Raw genomic sequence first — 19,154 nt, forward strand, 5'->3', positions numbered from 1 at the left:
TGCCGATCCGGACGCGCGCGGCCAGTCGCCCCGGGAAGGCCGTCGCGAGCCGCGCAGCCGCCGCAGCCCCTACGAGCGGCCCTACGAGGAGCCGAGCTCGCGGAGCAGCCGTTTCGATGGATACGACCCATATGACCCGCCCGGGGCCCCGGAGCTGTTCGGCGGCTACGACCGCTATGAGCCCTTGTATGAGCCGAGGCGCCGCCGCCCCGCGCCGAACGGCAACAAGGGGACGCATCACCCCATCTCGCAGGTCCGCTACCGGGGGGCCAGCGCGCCAGACGAGGCCGCGGCCGAGCGGCGGAACCGATCACGGACGTACGGCCGGCCTCAGCGACCCCCGACGGAATGGGAATACGAGGGCTGAGCGCCACAGGGCGCCCGGCCTGTCAGAGCAGTGACCGGATCTCGCGCGGCAACGCGAACACCAGGGTTTCCTGTGCCGTGGTGACCGGTTGCACCACGTCGTAGCCGTAATCGGCGAGCCGCTCCAGAACACCGCGCACCAGGACCTCGGGGACGGACGCGCCGGAGGTCACGCCCACGGTGGTCACCCCGTCCAGCCATGCGGGCTCGATATCGTCGGCCCAGTCGACAAGGTGGGCGGCGCCGGCGCCGCCGCCCAGGGCCACCTCGACCAGCCGCACCGAGTTCGAGGAGTTCCGGGACCCGACGACGATCACCAGCTGGCACTCGGGGGCCATGGCCTTGACGGCGACCTGCCGGTTCTGTGTCGCGTAACAGATGTCATCGCTCGGCGGATCCTGCAGCTTCGGGAACCGTTGGCGCAGCCGGTCGACGATCTCCATGGTCTCGTCGACCGAGAGCGTGGTCTGCGACAGCCAGACCAGCTTGTTCTCGTCCCGGACCGTCACGTTGTCCACGGCGGCGACCCCGTCGACCAGCTGCACATGGTCGGGCGCCTCGCCCGCGGTCCCGATGACCTCCTCGTGGCCCTCGTGGCCGATGAGCAGGATGTCGTAGTCGTTGCGGGCGAACCGCCTGGCCTCGTTGTGCACCTTGGTCACCAGCGGGCAGGTGGCGTCGATGGTGTGCAGGTTGCGTGCGGCGGCCGCCGCGTGCACGGTGGGTGCGACCCCGTGCGCGGAGAACACGACGATGGAACCCTCGGGGACCTCGTCGGTCTCCTCGACGAACACCGCGCCCGCCTTTTCCAGCGTGTTCACCACGTGCCGGTTGTGCACGATCTCGTGGCGCACATACACCGGTGGGCCGTGCTTTTCCAGCGCGCGTTCGACCGTTTCGACGGCTCTATCCACGCCCGCGCAGTAACCACGCGGCTCGGCCAGAAGCACTCGCTTGCGGGCTGGATCGCTGGCTACCGAGCTGGACGCGCCGGGAATTCCCATGTCGACAGTCGGCGGCATGACACCCAGGGTACGTTCTGCGGACACGGGCTTGCCAGCTCGCGCCGGCGGGCTTGGAGTTAGCCGTCGCTTAAGGCAATCTTGGACCCATGGCTACTGCACCGTATGGAGTTCGGCTATTGGTCGGCGCGGCCACAGTCGCCGTCGAGGAGACCATGAAGCTGCCGAAAACCATCTTGATGTACCCCATGACATTAGCCAGTCAGGCGGCGCACCTTGTGATGCGATTTCAGCAGAACCTCGCGGAGCTGGCGATCAAGGGTGACAGCACCCTGGAGAGCATCTTTCCGCCGAAGGACGAGCAGCCGGAATGGGCGACGTTCGACGAGGACCTGCCCGAGGCCTTCGAAGCGCCCGGACCGGTCGATGACGGTATCGGCGAGGGCGACCGCCGAACCGAGGGGCGGTTCGCGTTGTACTCGCTCGCCGACGCCGCGTCGGATGCCGCCCCCTTGAAGCAGGGCAGGAAATCCTCGGACGCGCCGTCGGTTCCGCAACCGTCGGTGGTGACCGAGCTGGACTACGCGGCGCTGACGCTGGCGCAGCTGCGCGCCCGCCTGCAGTCGCTGAGCGTCGACGAACTCGAAGACCTGCTGGCATACGAGCAGGCCACCAAGGCCCGCGCGCCTTTCCAGACGCTGCTCGCCAATAGGATCACCCGCGCGAACGCGAAGTGACCCCGGCCCCACAGTCCGAACCGAACTCCGCCGAGAACCCATTTCCGGTGCGCGCGGTGGCAATTCGGGTCGCCGGCTGGATCGACAGGCTCGGCACGGTATGGGTCGAGGGCCAGCTGGCCCAGATCAGCGCGCGACCCGACTCCAAGACGGTGTTCATGGTGTTGCGCGACCCGGCCGCCGACATGTCGCTGACCGTGACCTGTTCGCGCGACCTGGTGGCCAACGCGCCGGTGAAATTGACCGAGGGCACGCAGGTGGTGGTCTGCGGCAAGCCGTCGTTTTACACCGGTCGGGGAACGTTCTCGTTGCGGCTCAGCGCGATTCGCGCCGTCGGTGTGGGCGAGCTGCTGGCGCGGATCGATCGGCTGCGCCGGCTGTTGGACGCCGAAGGGCTCTTCGACCCCCGACTCAAGCGACCAATCCCCTTTCTGCCCAACATGATCGGCCTGATCACGGGCCGGGCCAGTGCCGCCGAACGCGACGTGACGACAGTCGCCACCGGACGCTGGCCCGGGGTGCGTTTCGCCGTGCGCAACACCGCGGTCCAGGGACCCAACGCGGTGGCGCAGATCGTCGAAGCGCTGTACGAACTCGACAGGCACGTGGAGGTCGACGTCATCGTGGTGGCCCGCGGCGGCGGTAGCGTCGAGGACCTGTTGCCGTTCTCCGACGAGACGTTGTGTCGCGCTATCGCGGCGTGCCGAACCCCGGTCATCAGCGCGGTCGGTCACGAACCCGACAATCCGTTGTGTGACCTGGTTGCCGACCTGCGGGCCGCCACCCCCACCGACGCGGCGAAGAAGGTGGTGCCCGACACCGCTGCCGAGCAGCGCCTGATCGAGGACCTGCGCCGGCGAAGCGCGCAGGCGTTGCGCAATTGGGTGGCTCGCGAACAACGCGCGTTGGCCCAGGTCCGCAGCCGACCGGTGCTCGCCGAACCGCTGACGGCGCTGACGGCGCGGGCCGATGAGGTTCACCGCGCCCGGTCGGCGATCCGCCGCGACATCACCCGTCTGGCCGCCGGCGAGACGGAACGCGTCGGTCACCTGAAGGCGCGCCTGGCGACGCTGGGCCCGGCGGCCACGCTGGCCCGCGGCTATGCCGTAGTGCAGGCGGTGCCGGACTCCGGGCCCCCGGCGGTGCTGCGGTCGGTCGCCGACGCGCCCGCCGGCAGGCGCCTACGGGTGCGGGTCGCCGACGGCGCGATCGCTGCGGTGAGCGAAGGGCAGACCGATGGCTGGTGAAAATGAGCAGTCAATTACGCCTATTAGTAACCTCGGCTATGAAGCGTGCCGGGATGAACTGATCGAAGTGGTCCGCCTGCTAGAGCAGGGGGGCTTGGACCTCGACACGTCGCTCAAGTTGTGGGAACGAGGCGAAGAACTGGCGAAACGGTGCGAACAGCACTTAGCTGGAGCCCGCAAGCGAATCGAGGATGCGCTCGCGGCCGGCCAAGCGGACGACGCCTGATTTCGGCCATTTCGCGAAACAGGAGTTATGACCACTTTCGAAATTGGAACACGTTTCAGTTATGCTTCGGCACATGGCTGATGCATCACTGACCACCGAGCTCGGGCGCGTCCTGGTCACCGGCGGCTCCGGGTTCGTCGGCGCCAACTTGGTCACCACCCTGCTGGACCGTGGCCACCACGTGCGCTCGTTCGACCGCGCGCCCTCACCGCTTGCGCAGCACGCGCACCTGGAGGTGCTCGAGGGCGACATCACCGACACCGCCGTCTGCGCCCGAGCGGTGGACGGCATCGACACCGTCTTTCACACCGCGGCGATCATCGATTTGATGGGTGGCGCGTCGGTGACCGACGCATACCGGCAGCGCAGCTTCGGCGTCAACGTCGGTGGCACCGAGAACCTGGTGCACGCCGGGCAGGCGGCCGGGGTGAAGCGCTTCGTCTACACCTCGTCCAACAGCGTCGTGATGGGCGGCCAGAACATCCCTGGCGGCGACGAGACGCTCCCCTACACCAACCGGTTCAACGACCTCTACACCGAGACGAAGGTCGTCGCCGAGCGGTTCGTGCTGTCGCAGAACGGCATTGGCGACATGCTGACGTGCGCGATCCGGCCCAGCGGGATCTGGGGTCGCGGTGACCAGACGATGTTCCGCAGGCTGTTCGAAAGCGTGATCGCCGGCCACGTCAAGGTGCTGATCGGCCGCAAGTCGGCGCGACTGGATAACTCCTATGTGCACAACCTGATTCAGGGTTTCATCCTGGCCGCCCAGCACCTCGTCCCCGGCGGCACCGCACCGGGTCAGGCGTACTTCATCAACGACGACGAACCGATCAACATGTTCGAGTTCGCGCGGCCGGTGGTCGAGGCCTGTGGCGTGAACTGGCCCCGGGTACGGGTCAATGGCCCCATGGTCCGCGCGGCGATGACCGGTTGGCAGCGGCTGCATTTCCGCTTCGGCATACCGGCGCCACTGCTCGAGCCGCTGGCCGTCGAGCGGCTCTACCTGGACAACTATTTCTCGATCGCCAAGGCGCGCCGCGACCTAGGCTATGAGCCCCCGTTTACCACCGAACAGGCCATGGCGGAATGCCTGCCCTACTACGTCGACATGTTCAATCGGATGAAGGCCCAAGCGCTGCAAGGCAACAGCGACGCCAAGCCGACGGTGAGCGGACCGCGCTAGAGCCGGACCTACCGGAAACCCACCATCTCGCTGCCCCAGGCGGCCCGGATGTTCGCGTCGACATCGTGCGCGACGGTGTCGCGCTTGTCGATGATCATGCAGGCGCGATCGGCCTCTTGGTAGGGCCTCCAGTCCGGCTCGCCGTCCGGGCCCGCGGGCTTCGCCCGCGCGGCGAAGTTGATCCACCGGGTGCGCATTCTCTTGGAGACCGCCTTGGCGGTTTTGCTGCCGCCCAATTTCAGCGTGGGATCCTTCGGCGCCCCGAGATTGCCCCAGACGTAAGGCAATTCGGTGGCGTGCGCGGCGCGGACCAAGAGCACCTTCAGCAGCGGCGTCGAGTAGTCGAACCGGTACAGATACACCGGCGCCACCGCGCTGTGCCCTTCGGCCAGCCACACCGACGGCATCCGGAACCCGACGTCGGTCGCGATGCTCATGCTGCGGGCCTTGCGGCGCAGGCGCGAATGCGAGTACGCCGAACCGATCTCCTCCGGGGTCGGCAATTGCAGGTCCGGCTGCTCGGCGGCGATCTGGGAGAACATCGACGTGATCGCGTGCGGTGTGATCGGCATCAGCGGCGACCTCATCAGCCGAAACAGCGCCGCCTCATGCTTATTGGTGCCGATGATCAACGGAACGGGGTGCGAACGGCCCTCCTGCGCCACCTTGACCGGGTAGTCGTGCAGCAGGTCACCGTCGACGATCGGGACGAACGCGAGGGTGCCCGGGTTGCGCACCGGCACTTCGTCGAACACCTGCTGGGAAGCGGACAGTATCGCGGCGTCGGGCACCTCCAGCAGCCGCCGCGCGTCAGACTCGGCGATCCCCAGCTTGTCGAGCAGGCTCGTTGTGACCCGGCGGGCCCGTTCGCGGTCGTAAACCGATGTGGCCGGGGAGCTTTGGGCGATCGCGGCCGAGAACAGGCCCTCGGCGGCCGGGGCGGCGAGCAGCGTCGTGACGATGCCGGCGCCGGCGGATTCCCCGAAAAGCGTGACCCGGGCGGGGTCACCGCCGAACGCCGCGATGTTGTCGCGCACCCAGCGCAGGGCGGCCAGCACGTCGTGCAGCCCGATGTTCGAGTCGAAACGCGCGCGACCCGTATCGAGCGACGAGAGGTCGACGAAGCCCAGTGCCCCGAGCCGGTAGTTGACCGTCACCACGATGACCCCGCCGTCACTGCCGCCGCAGGCCAGTCGACGGCCGTCGTAGAGCACCTGGCTGCCGGATCCCAGGACGTAGGCGCCGCCGTGCAGCCAGACCATCACCGGCTTTCCGTCTCCGGGTTCGGTGTCCGACGACGCCCAGATGTTCAGCCGCAGGCAGTCATCGCCCTGCGGCGCGCCCAGATCGAGCGGCATGTTGGGAAAGACCGGCTGCAGGCAGGCGGGACCGAAGGCGGTGGCGTCGGCGACCTCGGTCCACGTCTCCGGCGGCTGCGGTTTCCGGAAGCGCAGGTCGCCGATGGGCGGTGCGGCGTACCGAATGCCCTTCCACACGCTGACGCGGCCGTCATCGACGCCGCGCACGGGGCCGAAGGTGGTCTCGACCACCCGGTCACTGGTCGTAGTCGTCATGCGTGGGGCGCTTTCCTAGCCGAGGCGCTGGGTGAGGAACTCGACCACTCGCTTGCGGGCCTCGTACGCCGGCTGACCGTCGACTTCGCGTACCTCGTCGGTCAGCACGGAGTGCGCCAGCTTGCTGAACCCGCCCACATTGCCCGGCCCCGAGTCGATCTCGATGACCTCAAACGCGTCACCGAGCCGCTCCTTGAGCGCAGCGAACCGTTCGCGGGGCACGGCGCTGTCCTCGCTGAACCGCAGACCCATCGCGCACAGGCCGTCGTTGGCGCAGCGATCGGCCACGGTGGCCAGTTCGGATTCGCTCAGGCCGGGGTCGCGGCGCCGCGCGCGCCCCAGCGGCAGCGGTACCGACGGCTGCGAAAGGACCGGGGCAAGGACGGCGTCGTCGACCGCGGCGGCCAGCGCAAAACCGCCCGTGAAGCATTGGCCGATCACGCCGACGCCCTTGCCCGGGGTCGACGCATTGAGGTCACGGGCCAGCGCGCGCAGGAACATCGACACCGGCCGCTGCTTGTTGGTCGCGAACGCCGCGAATTCTTTTGCCACACAGGCCCGGCTGATCGAGGAGGCGATGTACCCGACCGTCTTGGGCCTGCCCGGCTCACCGAACAGCGACGGCATGACGACGGTGAAGCCGTTGTCCACCAGGTGATTGCCCAGGGCCAGCACACCGGGATGGATCCCGGGTATCTCCGGAATCAGCACCACCCCCGGGCCGCTGCCCTTGCGGTAGACGTCGTGGGTGTAGCCGCCTCCGCTGAACGGCGCCGCCGACCATCCGGACAGATCCGCTTGGGGTGCAGTCACGCTCGGCCTTTCTTCAGCGCGCGGGTAACGGCGGCTGCGATTGCGTCGCCGAGGCCAGCGTACGGAACTGATCGGTGTTGCCGGCACCGGTTATCGCGATTTGGGTGGTCCCGGACGGGCCGGTGAGCCGGGTGGTCCACACCGGCTCGGCATCCGCCCCGCTTTGGCCGGCGCCGTTGTAGACCACCCAGTGGGTCCCCGCGACGTCGACCGTCCCGGCCGGGTACGCCGACGAATGAATCGAGCCCACCAGTTTGTCCTCGTCGGCATTGCTCTGGGTGAGGCTCAAATACATCCCGGTGGGGCTGATGTAGCCGACGACCGAGGTGGTCGCGTTCAGCCGTTGGCCGGTCGAGGGATCGACGCGGCCGCCCTGGATGCCGCCGCGGCTGCCGGAATTGGCCTGCCAGCCCGCGGGCAGCTTGGGCAGCCGAATGGGATAGCCGAGCGTCGCGGCATCGGCCCGGAGCGCCGCCGGCGCGTCGTAGGAGGGGACGGCGCCCTGGTGGCTGCCGGGCTGGAACGAGCACATGCCCACCAGGCCGGCCAGCAAGATGCATCCGATGACCAGCGGAATCAGTGACCAAAACATGTCGCGGCCGTCCTGCAGCAACCGCGGTTTGGCCGGCCTGGCAGTCGGTCCGGCGGCGGGAGCCGGCTCGCCGGCTACTCGGGCCTCCGAGCTGGCATTCAGCGGCGGCTCTTCGGTCATCCCCCGAGTATCCCAGTTCGAGCAGACCGATCAGCTTCTGGGACAATCTCCAACCATGACAGTTGAGGGCAACCGCCCACCTGGACGGCCACGTGGTGAAGCCCCGGACCGCAACCTGGCCCTGGAACTGGTCCGGGTGACCGAAGCCGGCGCCATGGCCGCCGGCCGCTGGGTGGGCCGCGGCGACAAAGAAGGCGGCGACGGCGCGGCGGTCGACGCGATGCGTGAACTGGTCAACACGGTGTCGATGCGCGGCGTGGTGGTCATCGGCGAGGGCGAGAAGGACCAGGCCCCGATGCTCTACAACGGCGAGGAGGTGGGCAACGGCGACGGCCCGGAAGTCGACTTCGCCGTCGACCCCATCGACGGCACCACGCTGATGAGCAAGGGCATGACCAACGCCATCTCGGTCCTGGCGGTGGCCGACCGCGGCGCGATGTTCGACCCGTCGGCGGTGTTCTACATGAACAAGATCGCGGTGGGTCCCGAGGCCGCGCAGGTGCTGGACATCACCGCGCCGATCGCCGAGAACATCCGCGCGGTCGCCAAGGCCAAGGCGTTGTCCGTGCGCGACATGACGGTGTGCATCCTGGACCGCCCGCGGCACGCCCAACTGATCGAGGACGTCCGCGCAACCGGGGCCCGCATCCGGCTGATCACCGACGGTGACGTCGCCGGCGCCATCTCGGCCTGCCGATACCTGTCGGGCACCGACATGCTGGCCGGGATCGGCGGCACCCCGGAGGGCATCATCGCAGCCGCCGCGATCCGGTGCATGGGTGGTGCCATCCAGGCGCAGCTCGCGCCCAAGGACGACGAGGAACGCCAGAAGGCGATCGACGCCGGCCACGACGTCGATCGGGTGCTGACCACCGAGGACTTGGTGTCCGGCGAGAACGTCTTCTTCTGCGCTACCGGGGTGACCAACGGCGACTTGCTCAAGGGCGTGCAGTACTACCCCGGCGGCTGCACCACACAGTCGATCGTGATGCGGTCGAAGTCGGGCACCGTCCGCATGATCGAGGCCTATCACCGGCTCTCGAAGCTCAACGAGTACTCCGCCATCGACTTCACCGGCGATAGCACTGCCGCCTATCCCCTGCCCTGACCGAACCCAGCGAGGACTGCCACCTATGGCCGATAGCGCCACCGATACCGAATACCGCATCGAACACGACACCATGGGCGAGGTCCGGGTACCCGCAAAGGCGTTGTGGCGCGCGCAAACCCAGCGCGCCGTGGAGAACTTCCCCATCTCGGGCCGGGGCCTGGAGCGCACCCAGATCCGCGCGCTGGGCCTGCTAAAGGGCGCCTGCGCGCAGGTCAACAAGGACCTCGGGTTGCTGGCTCCGGAGAAGGCAGACGCCATCATCGCCGCGGCCGCCGAAATCGCCGATGGCCAACACGACGACCAGTTCCCCATCGACGTCTTCCAGACCGGGTCGGGCACCAGCTCCAACATGAACACCAACGAGGTGATCGCGAGCATCGCCGCCACCAACGGTGTCACGGTGCACCCCAACGACGACGTGAACATGTCGCAGTCGTCCAACGACACCTTCCCGACCGCCACCCACATCGCGGCGACCGAGGCCGCGGTGCGTCACCTGATCCCTGCGCTCGAGGTGTTGCATGAAGCGCTGGACGCCAAGGCCCGCGAGTGGCACACCGTGGTCAAGTCGGGTCGCACCCACCTGATGGACGCCGTTCCGGTGACCCTCGGCCAGGAATTCAGCGGCTACGCCCGCCAGATCGAGGCGGGGATCGAGCGGGTGCGCGCCACGCTGCCGCGGCTCGGCGAGCTGGCGATCGGCGGGACCGCGGTCGGCACCGGCCTCAACGCGCCCGACGGCTTCGGCGCCAAGGTCGTCGAGACGTTGATCGCCTCCACCGGCCTGAACGAACTGCGCACGGCCGCCAACTCTTTCGAGGCTCAAGCGGCGCGCGACGGCCTGGTCGAGGCCTCCGGCGCGCTGCGCACCATCGCGGTGTCGTTGACCAAGATCGCCAACGACATCCGCTGGATGGGATCGGGCCCACTGACCGGCCTGGCGGAGATCCAGCTGCCCGACCTGCAGCCGGGTAGCTCGATCATGCCCGGCAAGGTTAATCCCGTTCTGCCGGAAGCGGTTACGCAGGTGGCCGCCCAGGTGATCGGCAACGACGCCGCGGTGGCCGTCGGCGGCCTGTCCGGTGCGTTCGAGCTCAACGTGTACATCCCGATGATGGCCCGCAACATTCTCGAGTCCTTCAAGCTGCTGACCAACGTGTCACGGCTGTTCGCGGACCGGTGCATTACCGGACTGGTCGCCAACGTCGATCACCTGCGCGAGCTGGCCGAGTCGTCGCCGTCGATCGTGACGCCGTTGAACTCGGCGATCGGCTACGAGGAGGCGGCCGCGGTGGCCAAGCAGGCCCTCAAGGAGCGCAAGACGATTCGCCAGGCCGTGATCGACCGCGGCCTGATCGGCGACAAGCTGTCGGAGGAAGAACTGGACCGTCGCCTGGATGTCTTGGCGATGGCCAAGGTCAAGCCGGCGAAGTAAGCGGGGTGGTGCAGAAATGACGACTCCTCCCGGTGGCCCCTACGGCCAGGGACCGTACGGAAATCCGTACGGCCAGCAACCTTATTGGGGCGGGCAGCCGCAGGGCGGCCCGCCGCCGTACCCGCCGACCGGCCCCTACCAGTATCCGCCCCCTCCGTATCCGCAAGCGGGACAGCAGTTCCCGCCCGGGCCATACCCGCCCGGGCCCCCGCCGGGCGGCCCCGGCTCAAAGCTGCCCTGGCTGATCATCGGTGGCCTCGTCATCCTGGCCGTCATCGCGCTGGTGGCAACGCTGATCGTGATGCGCGGCGGCAGCCACGGCACGTCCCCGACCGCCGCACCCTCGCCGTCCAGCAGCGCCACCAGCCAACCGAAGGGTCAGCAGACCGCCAGCGATTGCACCCCGAACGTGTCCGGCGGTGAGATACCGCGGACCGACTCGATCGCCGCCGGCAAGCTCTCGTTCCCGGCCAACTCGGTGCCGCCCAACTGGGCGGTGTACTCCGACGACCAGAGTCCGAACCTGATCGGCGCCGTGGGCGTCGCCCAGGAAGTGCCCGGGGCCAGTCAGTGGATGATGACTGCCGAGGTCGGCGTCACCAACTTCGTCACCAGCGTGGACGTCACCGCGCAGGCGTCGAAGTTGTTGCAGTGCGTCGCCAACGGGCCCGGATACGCGAATGCCTCGCCCACGCTGGGACCGACGAAGACGTCGTCGATCACCGTCGACGGGACCAAGGCCGCCCGCGCCGACGCCGACGTCACGATCGCCGACCGCACCCGCAACGTCAAGGGCGACTCCGTGACCGTCATCGCCGTCGACACCAAGCCGGTCACCGTGTTCGTCGGCAGCACACCCATCGGCGACACCGCTTCCGCGGACATCATCGGCCGGATCATCGCCGCGCTGAAGGTCGCGAAGTCCTGACGCGGCTCGGCTAGGCCGGCGCCGACACGTGGGTGGCTTCGGATCGCCCCCGCAAAACGGTGGAATAGCACTCGACCCAATGCGTGGCCTCGGTTTCGTCGGCCCGCTCGACGGCCGCCGCCGCACACAGGATCCGCCGGTCGGCGGTCTTGGCGAGGTCGGCCAGCCGCGCGGCCTCGTTGACCGCGTCGCCGATCACCGTGTACTCGTAGCGGTTTTCGGCGCCGATGTTGCCGGCGAAAACGCGGCCCGCCGAGACGCCGATGCCGAAATCGACCGGTAGCCGCCGCAGTTGGGTGCCCAGGGCGCGGGCTGTCGCCAGGGCCGCCGACGCCGGCTCGCCGGTCGGCAACGGCGCCCCGAAGACGGCCAAGGCGGCATCACCGGCGAATTTGTTGATCAGCCCGTGGTGGTCATCGACAGCGTTGACGACGATGCGGAAGAAATTGTTGAGGATCTCGGCAACCTCTTGCGGGGGACGGCTTTCCGCGAGCTGCGTCGAGCCGACCAGGTCGATGTAGAGGACCGCCGCCTCGACCACGTCCCCTGACAGCGATGCGCCCTCGTCGATGGCGCGCTGGGCGACGTCCGCCCCGACGTGGCGCCCGAACAGGTCGCGCAACCGGTCGCGTTCGGCCAGCCCGGCCACCATGCGGTTGAAACCCGTTTGCAGACGCCCGATCTGCGAGCGTTCGTACGCCCCGACGTAGGTCCCGATGCGGCCGTGTTCGACCTCCGCCATGGCGTCGACTACCTCGCCGAGCGGATCGGATATGGATCGCGACGTCAAGATCATGGTCGGCAGCCCGAGCACCAGCGCCGCCAGCGCCACCACCAAGATCGGTACATCCAGCGACGCGGACTTCTCGATCAGCCACCCGTACGAGCGAAGGACGACCAGGGTTGCGATCACGCCGATGGGGAAGGCGCTGCACAGAAACCACAACAGGACCAGTCGCGCGTACACCCCGGGCACGGCCATCCGCGGCTCGCAGCCCAGGGTGGCGGCGCGCATGATGGGGCGCAGGATGCGCTGCGCCAGCAGCATGGCCGTGCCGGCGGCCGCGGGTCCGCCGAGCAGCACACCGAGCGCGATGGGCAGCAGCAGCTGCGCCCCGCCGCCCAAATTCAGCAACATGAAGATTCCGCCGCTGACAGCCCAGGCCCCGAACAGGATTACCGACTGGCGGCCGGGCAGCTTCATCGCGGCTTCGCGTTGCGCCTGGTCGGGTTGGGCGCCGGCCGCGTACCAGCGCAGCGTCGGAGCCGCACTCAGCATCGCGGCCGCCGCGACGCCGACGATGCCCAACAACACGAGGACCAACACCGCCGCGGTGTTGGCCTTCGCGAAGTCGGCGTTGGCTCCGACCGACGTGTGGCCCCGCAGTGGAACCAGGATGGCTGCCGCTTCGATGACGGCCAGAACGTAGGACAGCGCGAGGTCGATCCCGTATTGAATCGCCAACCGGCGGGCAGACTTTCGTTGCCCCGTCGACGCTCGCGGCCACCCATTCCGAAGCCGGGCGGCGGCGCGGGCCCACAAGCTTGTGCTAGGCACCGTTGTTCGGGCCGCCCGAGTTCTGGCCCGGGATGTCGGTGATCGGGAAGTTGGGCATCGGCTTGGGCGAAGACGTGTTCGGCAGCGGCGGGATGTCACCGGGTGGGATGTCGTGGAGTTCGTTTGCCGGCGGCCCGTTCTCGCGGCTGCCGTAGCTACTTCCCGGCGCCCGGGGGCCGAGCAGTTCGCTGACCGTCACCATGCGGTAGCCGTTGGCCTTGAGCACCGGGATGAACTGGTAGACCAGGTCGACGGTGCTCGAGTAGGTGTCGTGGAACAACACCACCGAGCCCGGCTTGATGTATGTCATCAGCATGTACCGCGTCGCCGCCGTGTTCGAGTCGTTCGCCCAGTCGAACGGGATGACGTCCCAGAGGATTTCGGCGAGTCCCAACCGGCCCGCTGTCTGGCGCACGGCGTCGTTGGACAAGCCGCCGGCCGGGCGATACAGGTTGGGGGTCCGCCCGGTTGCGGCGGCGATCGCGTCGTTGGCCTTGGCGAACTGTGGGGCGACGTCTTCGGGAGGGATCGTCACCATGTTGGGGTGTTCCCAGGTGTGGTTGCCGATCTCCATCCCGGCGTCGGCGACCTGCTTGGCTCCCGCGGGGTTCGCGGCCACCTTGTTGCCGATCTCGAAGAACGTGGCCTTCGCGTCGTTGTCCTTCAGGATCTGCAGCAGGCGGCCGTCGAATGGGCCGGGTCCGTCGTCGAACGTCAGCGCGACGCACTTGACCACCGAGCAACTGAGGTTGTCGGCGCGTGTCACGTGACCGGTCAGACCCCCGATGACCAGGACCGCGACGGCAGCGACGACTCCGACAACCGTGCGCCAATAGCGCCAGGCCTGGCTGTCGGGTCTTTTCGGCACCGTCGAAGTTTATCGAACGCGTGGCCGGCCGAAATGCGCCGTCACTGCGGTCCGGCGATCTCCTCGAGCATCTCGGTGACCAGCGCGGCAATCGGCGACCGTTCGCTGCGCAACAGCGTGATGTGGGCGAACAGCGGGTGCCCTTTGAGCTTCTCGATCACCGCGGCGACCCCGTCGTGCCTGCCCACCCGCAGGTTGTCGCGCTGGGCGATATCGTGCGTCAGCACCACCCGCGACCCGGCTCCGAGCCTGGACAGCACCGTTAGCAAGACGTTGCGCTCCAGCGACTGGGCCTCGTCGACGATGACGAACGAGTCGTGCAGCGACCGGCCCCGGATGTGGGTCAGCGGCAGCACCTCGAGCATGCCGCGGGAGAGTACCTCTTCGAGCACCGCCGGGCTGGCCAGTCCCTCGAGCGTGTCGAAGACCGCCTGCGCCCAGGGGCCCATCTTCTCGCTCTCGCTGCCGGGCAGGTAGCCCAGCTCCTGACCACCCACGGCGTACAGCGGCCGGAAGACCACCACCTTGCGCTGGGTCCGCCGTTCGAGCACGGCCTCCAGGCCCGCGCACAAGGCCAGCGCCGACTTGCCGGTGCCGGCTTTGCCGCCCAGTGACACGATGCCCACCGATTCGTCGAGCAGCAGGTCGAGCGCCACCCGCTGTTCGGCGGACCGGCCGCGCAGGCCGAACGCCTCGCGGTCACCGCGAACCAGCTGCACGCGTTTATCCGCGTTGACCCGGCCCAGCGCGTGCGAACTGCCGCCAAGCAGCCGAATACCGGTGTGGCAGGGCAGGTCTCGCGCTTCGGTCAGATCGATCTCGCCCTCGGCGAACAGCGCGTCGATGTCCTCGGTGGCGGTCTCGATCTCGCGCATCCCGGACCATCCGGAGGCCACCACGTCTTGCGCGTGATACTCGTCGGCGGCCAGCCCGACCGCGGCGGCCTTGACCCGAAGCGGAATGTCCTTGCTGACCAACGTAACTCGCTTGCCCTCGGCGGCGAGGTTGGCGGCGCAGCTCAGGATACGGCAGTCGTTGTTGTCGCTGCGGAAACCGGCGGGCAGCACCGCGGGGTCCGTGTGGTTGAGCTCAACGTGAAGCGTACCGCCTTGTATCCCAACGGGAATGGGCTGATCGAGCCGTCCGTGCAGAAGCCGCAGATCGTCGAACAGACGCAACGCCTGACGGGCGAACCAACCCAACTCGTGGTGATGCCGTTTGGCCTCGAGTTCGCTGATCACCACCAGTGGAACCACCACCTCGTGCTCGGCGAACCGGCTGCACGCCCAGGGGTCGGACAGCAGCACGGAGGTGTCGATCACGTAGGTCCGGATTTCGGTCACGTAGCGCTCCTCGAGCGGGATAAGCCCGCGCGGACCCGCACAGGCATGTCGGCGGGAACTGCGACACCAGGACCGGGGCCGGTCCTTCCGTTGTGGTGACGGGAGGTGCCGCCCTGGCAGCTGAGCATGACGCTGACCATCGAGATCGACGCTACTCTCGTCGCCGCTTTGCAGCAGCGCAGGCGCGCCGACGACGGGCGCGGGGCGAAGGTCGGCTAGCCGATGACGAACTGCTTGAGGGCGGGCTCGTCGGCCACACCCCATGCGGTGATGCGATCCGAGATCGCCTGCCGCAGCTGCTGTTGGTCGAAGATGCCCGCCTCGGCGACGTTGCGCAGCTTGTCGCGATAGGACTCGATGTCGGCGCCGGGCACCTGCAGATCGGCCGCGCGGGCCGCGATCGCCGCGATCGTCTCGTCGCGGGTGTACTCGAGGCAGTGCTCGACCAGGTTGGAGAAGAACAGTTCGTGTCGCCGCTCGTCGCGCGCGATCCGGTCGACGAGCCCGGCCAGGATGGGCTCCTCGAGCTTCGCCGCCAGGTTCTCGCAGAAGACGGCGTGGGTGCGCTCGGTGAACGCCATGTACACCAGAGTTTCCACCTGGGTGTAGGTGTCCGCGCGGTAGCCCTTCATGACGTGCTGGACCCGCGCCTCCTCATTGGCGGTGGGGTCGACCTCGCGGGTCACCACCAGGTACTCGCGCAGCGCGATGGCGTGCAGGTGCTCCTCCGCGGTCCACCGGCCCAGCCAGCGGCCCCACCAGTCTTCGAGGATGAAGTGCTCGACGAGCTCGCGGTGGTGGCCGGCCAGGTTGTCCTTGAGCAGCAGGAGGATCTCGCAGGCGTCCGTGTACTCACGGGGCAGCGTCGCGTCGGACGGGTCCCAGTCACGTCCGCCGAGGAATGCGAAGTTCTCGCCCCGGTCGAACGGCACGTAGTCGTGAGCGAACCAGAGTTCCTCGGTGTTCAGATGGCGATCCATGTTGGCTTCGCACACCGGCTCGAGTTCCAGGGTCAGCGCGTTAGCTACAGGTTTCTGTGCCATGCGGTTACTGTAACTCGCATACACAGGTTCGTGAAATCGCCCGGCCCGTGTCGCGGGCAACTGGTGACTTTGGTCCTTTCGAACGCGTCTAGCGGTCGACCAGCGTCCACTCCTCGAGACCGTCGTACAGCGGGAAATCCCTGGCCAGCCGCGTCACCCGCTGCCGCAGCGCGGAAAGGTCCGCCCCGCTGCCCGCCGCCAGCGCGGTGGCGATGATGTCGGCGACCTCGGTGAACTCCGCATCCCCGAAGCCGCGGGTCGCCAGCGCCGGGGTGCCCACCCGCAGGCCGGACGTCACCATCGGCGGCCGCGGGTCGTTGGGAACCGCGTTGCGGTTGACCGTGATGCCGATCTCGTGGAGCAGGTCCTCGGCGGCCTGGCCGTCCAGCGGGGAGTTGCGCAGGTCCACCAGCACCAGGTGGACGTCGGTGCCGCCGCTGACCACCGACACGCCGGCCTTGGCGACGTCGGGGGCCGTCAGCCGGTCGGCAATGATGCGAGCGCCGGACAGGGTGCGCTGCTGCCGGTCGGCGAACTCGGGGGTGCCGGCGATCTTGAGCGCGACGGCCTTGCCCGCGATGACGTGCATCAGCGGGCCGCCCTGCTGGCCGGGGAACACCGCGGAGTTGACGGACTTGGCGTACTCCTGCTTGCCCAGGATCAGGCCGGAACGCGGACCGCCGAGCGTCTTGTGCACGGTCGTGGACACCACGTCCGCGTGCGGCACCGGCGAGGGGTGCAGTCCGACGGCTACCAGGCCCGCGAAGTGGGCCATGTCCACCCACAGCTTGGCGTCGACCTCGTCGGCGATCGAGCGGAACGCCGCGAAGTCCAGAATCCGCGGGTAGGCCGACCACCCGGCGATGATGACCTTGGGGCGGAACTCGAGGGCCTTGGCCCGCACCGCGTCCATGTCCACCAGATGCGTCGTGGGATCCACACCGTAGAAGCCGGTTTCATAGAGCCTGCCGGAGAAGTTGAGCTTCATCCCGTGCGTCAGGTGTCCGCCGTTGGCGAGGTCGAGACCCAGCAGCCGATCCCCCGGCGTCATGAGCGCCTGCAGCACGGCGGCGTTGGCCTGCGCGCCCGAATGGGGCTGCACATTGGCGAAGTCGGCCCCGAAGAGCGCCTTCGCCCGATCCCGCGCGATGTTCTCCACGACGTCGACGTACTCGCAGCCACCGTAGTAGCGCCGGCCGGGCAGGCCCTCGGCGTACTTGTTCGTCAACACGCTGCCCTGGGCCTGCAACACCGAGCGCGGCACGAAGTTCTCCGAGGCGATCATCTCCAGGGTGTCGCGCTGACGGCCCAACTCTTTGCCGAGCAGCTCGGCGATGTCGGGGTCGACCTCGGCGAGCGCGGCGGACATGACGGACGTGGAGGGGCGGGCGTCAGGTGCAGCAGTCACGGGGGCCAGTCTATCCAGCGACGGTTTAGCCAGCCCAGCCGTTGGGGGCGCGTCCGCCCCTGCAACACTTGCACTATGCCGCGGCTTAGCGAGCCGAGCCCCTACGTGGAGTTCGACCGAAAGCAATGGCGCGCGCTTCGCATGTCGACGCCGCTGGCCCTCACCGAAGAGGAATTGGTTGGCCTGCGCGGTCTCGGCGAGCAGCTGGACCTCCTCGAGGTGGAAGAGGTCTACCTGCCGCTGGCCCGGCTGATCCACCTGCAGGTCGCCGCGCGCCAGCGGTTGTTTGCCGCGACGGCGGAGTTCCTCGGCGAGCCGCAACAGAACCCGGACCGGCCGGTGCCGTTCGTGATCGGCGTGGCCGGCAGCGTCGCGGTCGGCAAATCAACCACCGCCCGCGTGCTGCAGGCCCTGCTGGCCCGCTGGGATCACCACCCCAGGGTGGACCTGGTGACCACCGACGGCTTCCTGTATCCGAACGCCGAACTCGATCGACGAAACCTGATGCACCGCAAGGGTTTTCCCGAGAGCTACAACCGTCGGGCGCTGATGCGGTTCGTGACGTCGGTCAAATCCGGCAGCGACTACGCGTGCGCACCGGTCTACTCGCACTTGAAATACGACATCATCCCCGGCGCCAAGCACGTCGTGCGCCATCCCGACATCTTGATCCTAGAGGGCCTCAACGTCCTGCAGACCGGTCCGACCCTGATGGTGTCGGACCTGTTCGACTTCTCGCTGTACGTGGACGCCCGGATCGAAGACATCGAGCAGTGGTACGTGTCGCGGTTCTTGTCGCTGCGCGGCACGGCCTTCGCCGACCCGGAGTCACACTTCCACCACTACTCGGCCCTCAACGACACCAAGGCGGTCGCGGCGGCGCGCGAGATCTGGCGGTCCATCAACCGGCCCAATCTGGTCGAGAACATCCTGCCGACCCGGCCCAGGGCCACCCTGGTGCTGCGCAAGGACGCCGACCACTCGATCAACCGGCTCCGGTTGCGCAAGCTCTAAGCGGTCACGCCGTCTCGAGCCGACGCACCCCGAGGTACTGCAGTCCGGCGAACGCCGCGGTGTACACGCCACCCGCCAGGGTGGCGGCAATCCCCGTCGCCGACAGGGGCAGCGCTTCGGCGGCCACGATGGCGCCCAGCGTGAACACGACGTTGGCCACGACGACGCCGATTCCGACGCGGCGCAGGTTCGGCGCCGCCGCGAGGCTGAAGACAACCAAGCCGCCCAGTACGAAGAAGGCGCCAAGGCTGTACTCCTGCAGCGACGTCAGGCCCGTCAGCGACGAAAGCGGGTCGGCCAGAAAAGCGATCGCCAAACCGCACAGGCTCGTCAGCGTGGCGTCGGCGCGCATGGCGAAACGCAGCAGTGAGTCGGTCGCGTCGTAGAGGGGGCGGGTTTGCAGACCGGGCGCGCCAGATGCATACATCATGTGATTACTCCTCGCGATGGCGGATTGGGTCGAACATCAGCGTGCCGCCGGCGCACTGCCATATCGACTCGTGGCACTGCCAACTACTGCCACGGATACAAAGACCAGCGGGTTCGCCGAGCTATTCCCGTTCGCGAGCAGGAATCGAGATTGTTATTCGACGGACGCCAGTCTGGCGCTCAACAGCCACAGC

Annotated in this window: 18 protein-coding genes and 1 pseudogene; 9 read left to right on the top strand and 10 right to left on the bottom strand. The window is 68.1% G+C overall.

What is annotated here, in order from left to right; all coding sequences use genetic code 11:
• Positions 1–367, top strand: a pseudogene (locus tag A5678_RS27545) (hypothetical protein); the annotation flags it as partial.
• Positions 368–389: 22 nt separating this feature from the next.
• Here A5678_RS27545 and A5678_RS12775 read toward each other — a convergent pair.
• Entirely contained in the window at positions 390–1,388 is a 999-nt protein-coding gene (locus A5678_RS12775) for a 4-hydroxy-3-methylbut-2-enyl diphosphate reductase (protein WP_068042820.1), read from the bottom strand.
• An 89-nt stretch (positions 1,389–1,477) separates the two neighbouring features.
• On the opposite strand from A5678_RS12775, the gene A5678_RS12780 reads away from it, so the two are divergent.
• The 4 genes from A5678_RS12780 (at position 1,478) to A5678_RS12795 (ending at position 4,724) form a co-directional block, all read left to right on the top strand.
• Complete coding sequence (locus tag A5678_RS12780) at positions 1,478–2,065, top strand: lipid droplet-associated protein (RefSeq protein ID WP_068042822.1); 588 nt, start codon at positions 1,478–1,480, stop codon at positions 2,063–2,065.
• A complete protein-coding gene (gene xseA, locus A5678_RS12785) occupies positions 2,062–3,312 on the top strand; it encodes an exodeoxyribonuclease VII large subunit (protein WP_068042824.1) in 1,251 nt (416 codons plus the stop codon). Before A5678_RS12780 ends, xseA begins: the two co-directional genes overlap by 4 nt.
• Positions 3,302–3,538 (top strand): exodeoxyribonuclease VII small subunit, encoded by a 237-nt coding sequence (locus tag A5678_RS12790; protein WP_068042827.1) that lies wholly within the window; start codon positions 3,302–3,304, stop codon positions 3,536–3,538. Before xseA ends, A5678_RS12790 begins: the two co-directional genes overlap by 11 nt.
• Positions 3,539–3,599: 61 nt before the next feature.
• Entirely contained in the window at positions 3,600–4,724 is a 1,125-nt protein-coding gene (locus A5678_RS12795; RefSeq protein WP_068042829.1) for an NAD-dependent epimerase/dehydratase family protein, read from the top strand.
• An 8-nt stretch (positions 4,725–4,732) separates the two neighbouring features.
• On the opposite strand, the gene A5678_RS12800 is transcribed toward A5678_RS12795, so the two are convergent.
• The 3 genes from A5678_RS12800 to A5678_RS12810 are packed head-to-tail and all read right to left on the bottom strand — an operon-like array spanning position 4,733 to position 7,823.
• Positions 4,733–6,298, bottom strand: coding sequence for a carboxylesterase/lipase family protein (locus tag A5678_RS12800; RefSeq protein WP_068042831.1), 1,566 nt, complete (start codon positions 6,296–6,298; stop codon positions 4,733–4,735).
• 15 nt (positions 6,299–6,313) lie between these two features.
• The gene (locus A5678_RS12805) at positions 6,314–7,111 is read right to left on the bottom strand and encodes a dienelactone hydrolase family protein (RefSeq protein WP_068042834.1); all 798 of its coding nucleotides are present in this window, start codon (positions 7,109–7,111) and stop codon (positions 6,314–6,316) included.
• Between the two features lie 13 nt (positions 7,112–7,124).
• Entirely contained in the window at positions 7,125–7,823 is a 699-nt protein-coding gene (locus tag A5678_RS12810; protein WP_068042836.1) for a DUF4245 domain-containing protein, read from the bottom strand.
• A 55-nt stretch (positions 7,824–7,878) separates the two neighbouring features.
• On the opposite strand from A5678_RS12810, the gene glpX reads away from it, so the two are divergent.
• Genes glpX through A5678_RS12825 form a run of 3 tightly spaced genes read left to right on the top strand, consistent with a single transcriptional unit; the run spans position 7,879 to position 11,297 of the window.
• Positions 7,879–8,931 carry a class II fructose-bisphosphatase gene (gene glpX / locus A5678_RS12815; protein ID WP_068042838.1) on the top strand — a complete coding sequence of 351 codons (1,053 nt, stop codon included), beginning with the start codon at positions 7,879–7,881 and terminating at the stop codon, positions 8,929–8,931.
• 25 nt (positions 8,932–8,956) lie between these two features.
• Positions 8,957–10,369, top strand: coding sequence for a class II fumarate hydratase (locus tag A5678_RS12820; protein WP_068042840.1), 1,413 nt, complete (start codon positions 8,957–8,959; stop codon positions 10,367–10,369).
• Positions 10,370–10,385: 16 nt separating this feature from the next.
• The gene (locus tag A5678_RS12825) at positions 10,386–11,297 is read left to right on the top strand and encodes a hypothetical protein (protein WP_068042841.1); all 912 of its coding nucleotides are present in this window, start codon (positions 10,386–10,388) and stop codon (positions 11,295–11,297) included.
• Between the two features lie 10 nt (positions 11,298–11,307).
• Here the strand turns inward: A5678_RS12825 and A5678_RS12830 are convergent, their stop codons facing one another.
• The 5 genes from A5678_RS12830 to glyA all read right to left on the bottom strand — a co-directional run bounded on the left by A5678_RS12830 (position 11,308) and on the right by glyA (position 17,478).
• On the bottom strand, positions 11,308–12,762 hold the full coding sequence (locus A5678_RS12830; protein ID WP_068042843.1) for an adenylate/guanylate cyclase domain-containing protein: 1,455 nt from the start codon (positions 12,760–12,762) through the stop codon (positions 11,308–11,310).
• Between the two features lie 85 nt (positions 12,763–12,847).
• Positions 12,848–13,723, bottom strand: coding sequence for a polysaccharide deacetylase family protein (locus A5678_RS12835; protein ID WP_068042847.1), 876 nt, complete (start codon positions 13,721–13,723; stop codon positions 12,848–12,850).
• Between the two features lie 41 nt (positions 13,724–13,764).
• The gene (locus A5678_RS12840; protein ID WP_068042848.1) at positions 13,765–15,066 is read right to left on the bottom strand and encodes a PhoH family protein; all 1,302 of its coding nucleotides are present in this window, start codon (positions 15,064–15,066) and stop codon (positions 13,765–13,767) included.
• Positions 15,067–15,281: 215 nt separating this feature from the next.
• The gene (locus A5678_RS12845) at positions 15,282–16,109 is read right to left on the bottom strand and encodes an acyl-ACP desaturase (RefSeq protein ID WP_068042851.1); all 828 of its coding nucleotides are present in this window, start codon (positions 16,107–16,109) and stop codon (positions 15,282–15,284) included.
• 88 nt (positions 16,110–16,197) lie between these two features.
• Positions 16,198–17,478, bottom strand: a complete 1,281-nt coding sequence (gene glyA, locus A5678_RS12850) for a serine hydroxymethyltransferase (protein ID WP_068042854.1) — start codon at positions 17,476–17,478, stop codon at positions 16,198–16,200.
• Positions 17,479–17,592: 114 nt separating this feature from the next.
• Here glyA and coaA point away from each other — a divergent pair, with 114 nt between their 5' ends.
• The gene (coaA, locus tag A5678_RS12855) at positions 17,593–18,531 is read left to right on the top strand and encodes a type I pantothenate kinase (protein WP_067210576.1); all 939 of its coding nucleotides are present in this window, start codon (positions 17,593–17,595) and stop codon (positions 18,529–18,531) included.
• 4 nt (positions 18,532–18,535) lie between these two features.
• Here the strand turns inward: coaA and A5678_RS12860 are convergent, their stop codons facing one another.
• Positions 18,536–18,961 (bottom strand): hypothetical protein, encoded by a 426-nt coding sequence (locus A5678_RS12860; RefSeq protein WP_068042856.1) that lies wholly within the window; start codon positions 18,959–18,961, stop codon positions 18,536–18,538.
• Between the last annotated feature and the right edge of the window lie 193 nt (positions 18,962–19,154).

Source organism: Mycobacterium sp. E2733, assembly GCF_001667585.1.
GTDB lineage: Bacteria > Actinomycetota > Actinomycetes > Mycobacteriales > Mycobacteriaceae > Mycobacterium.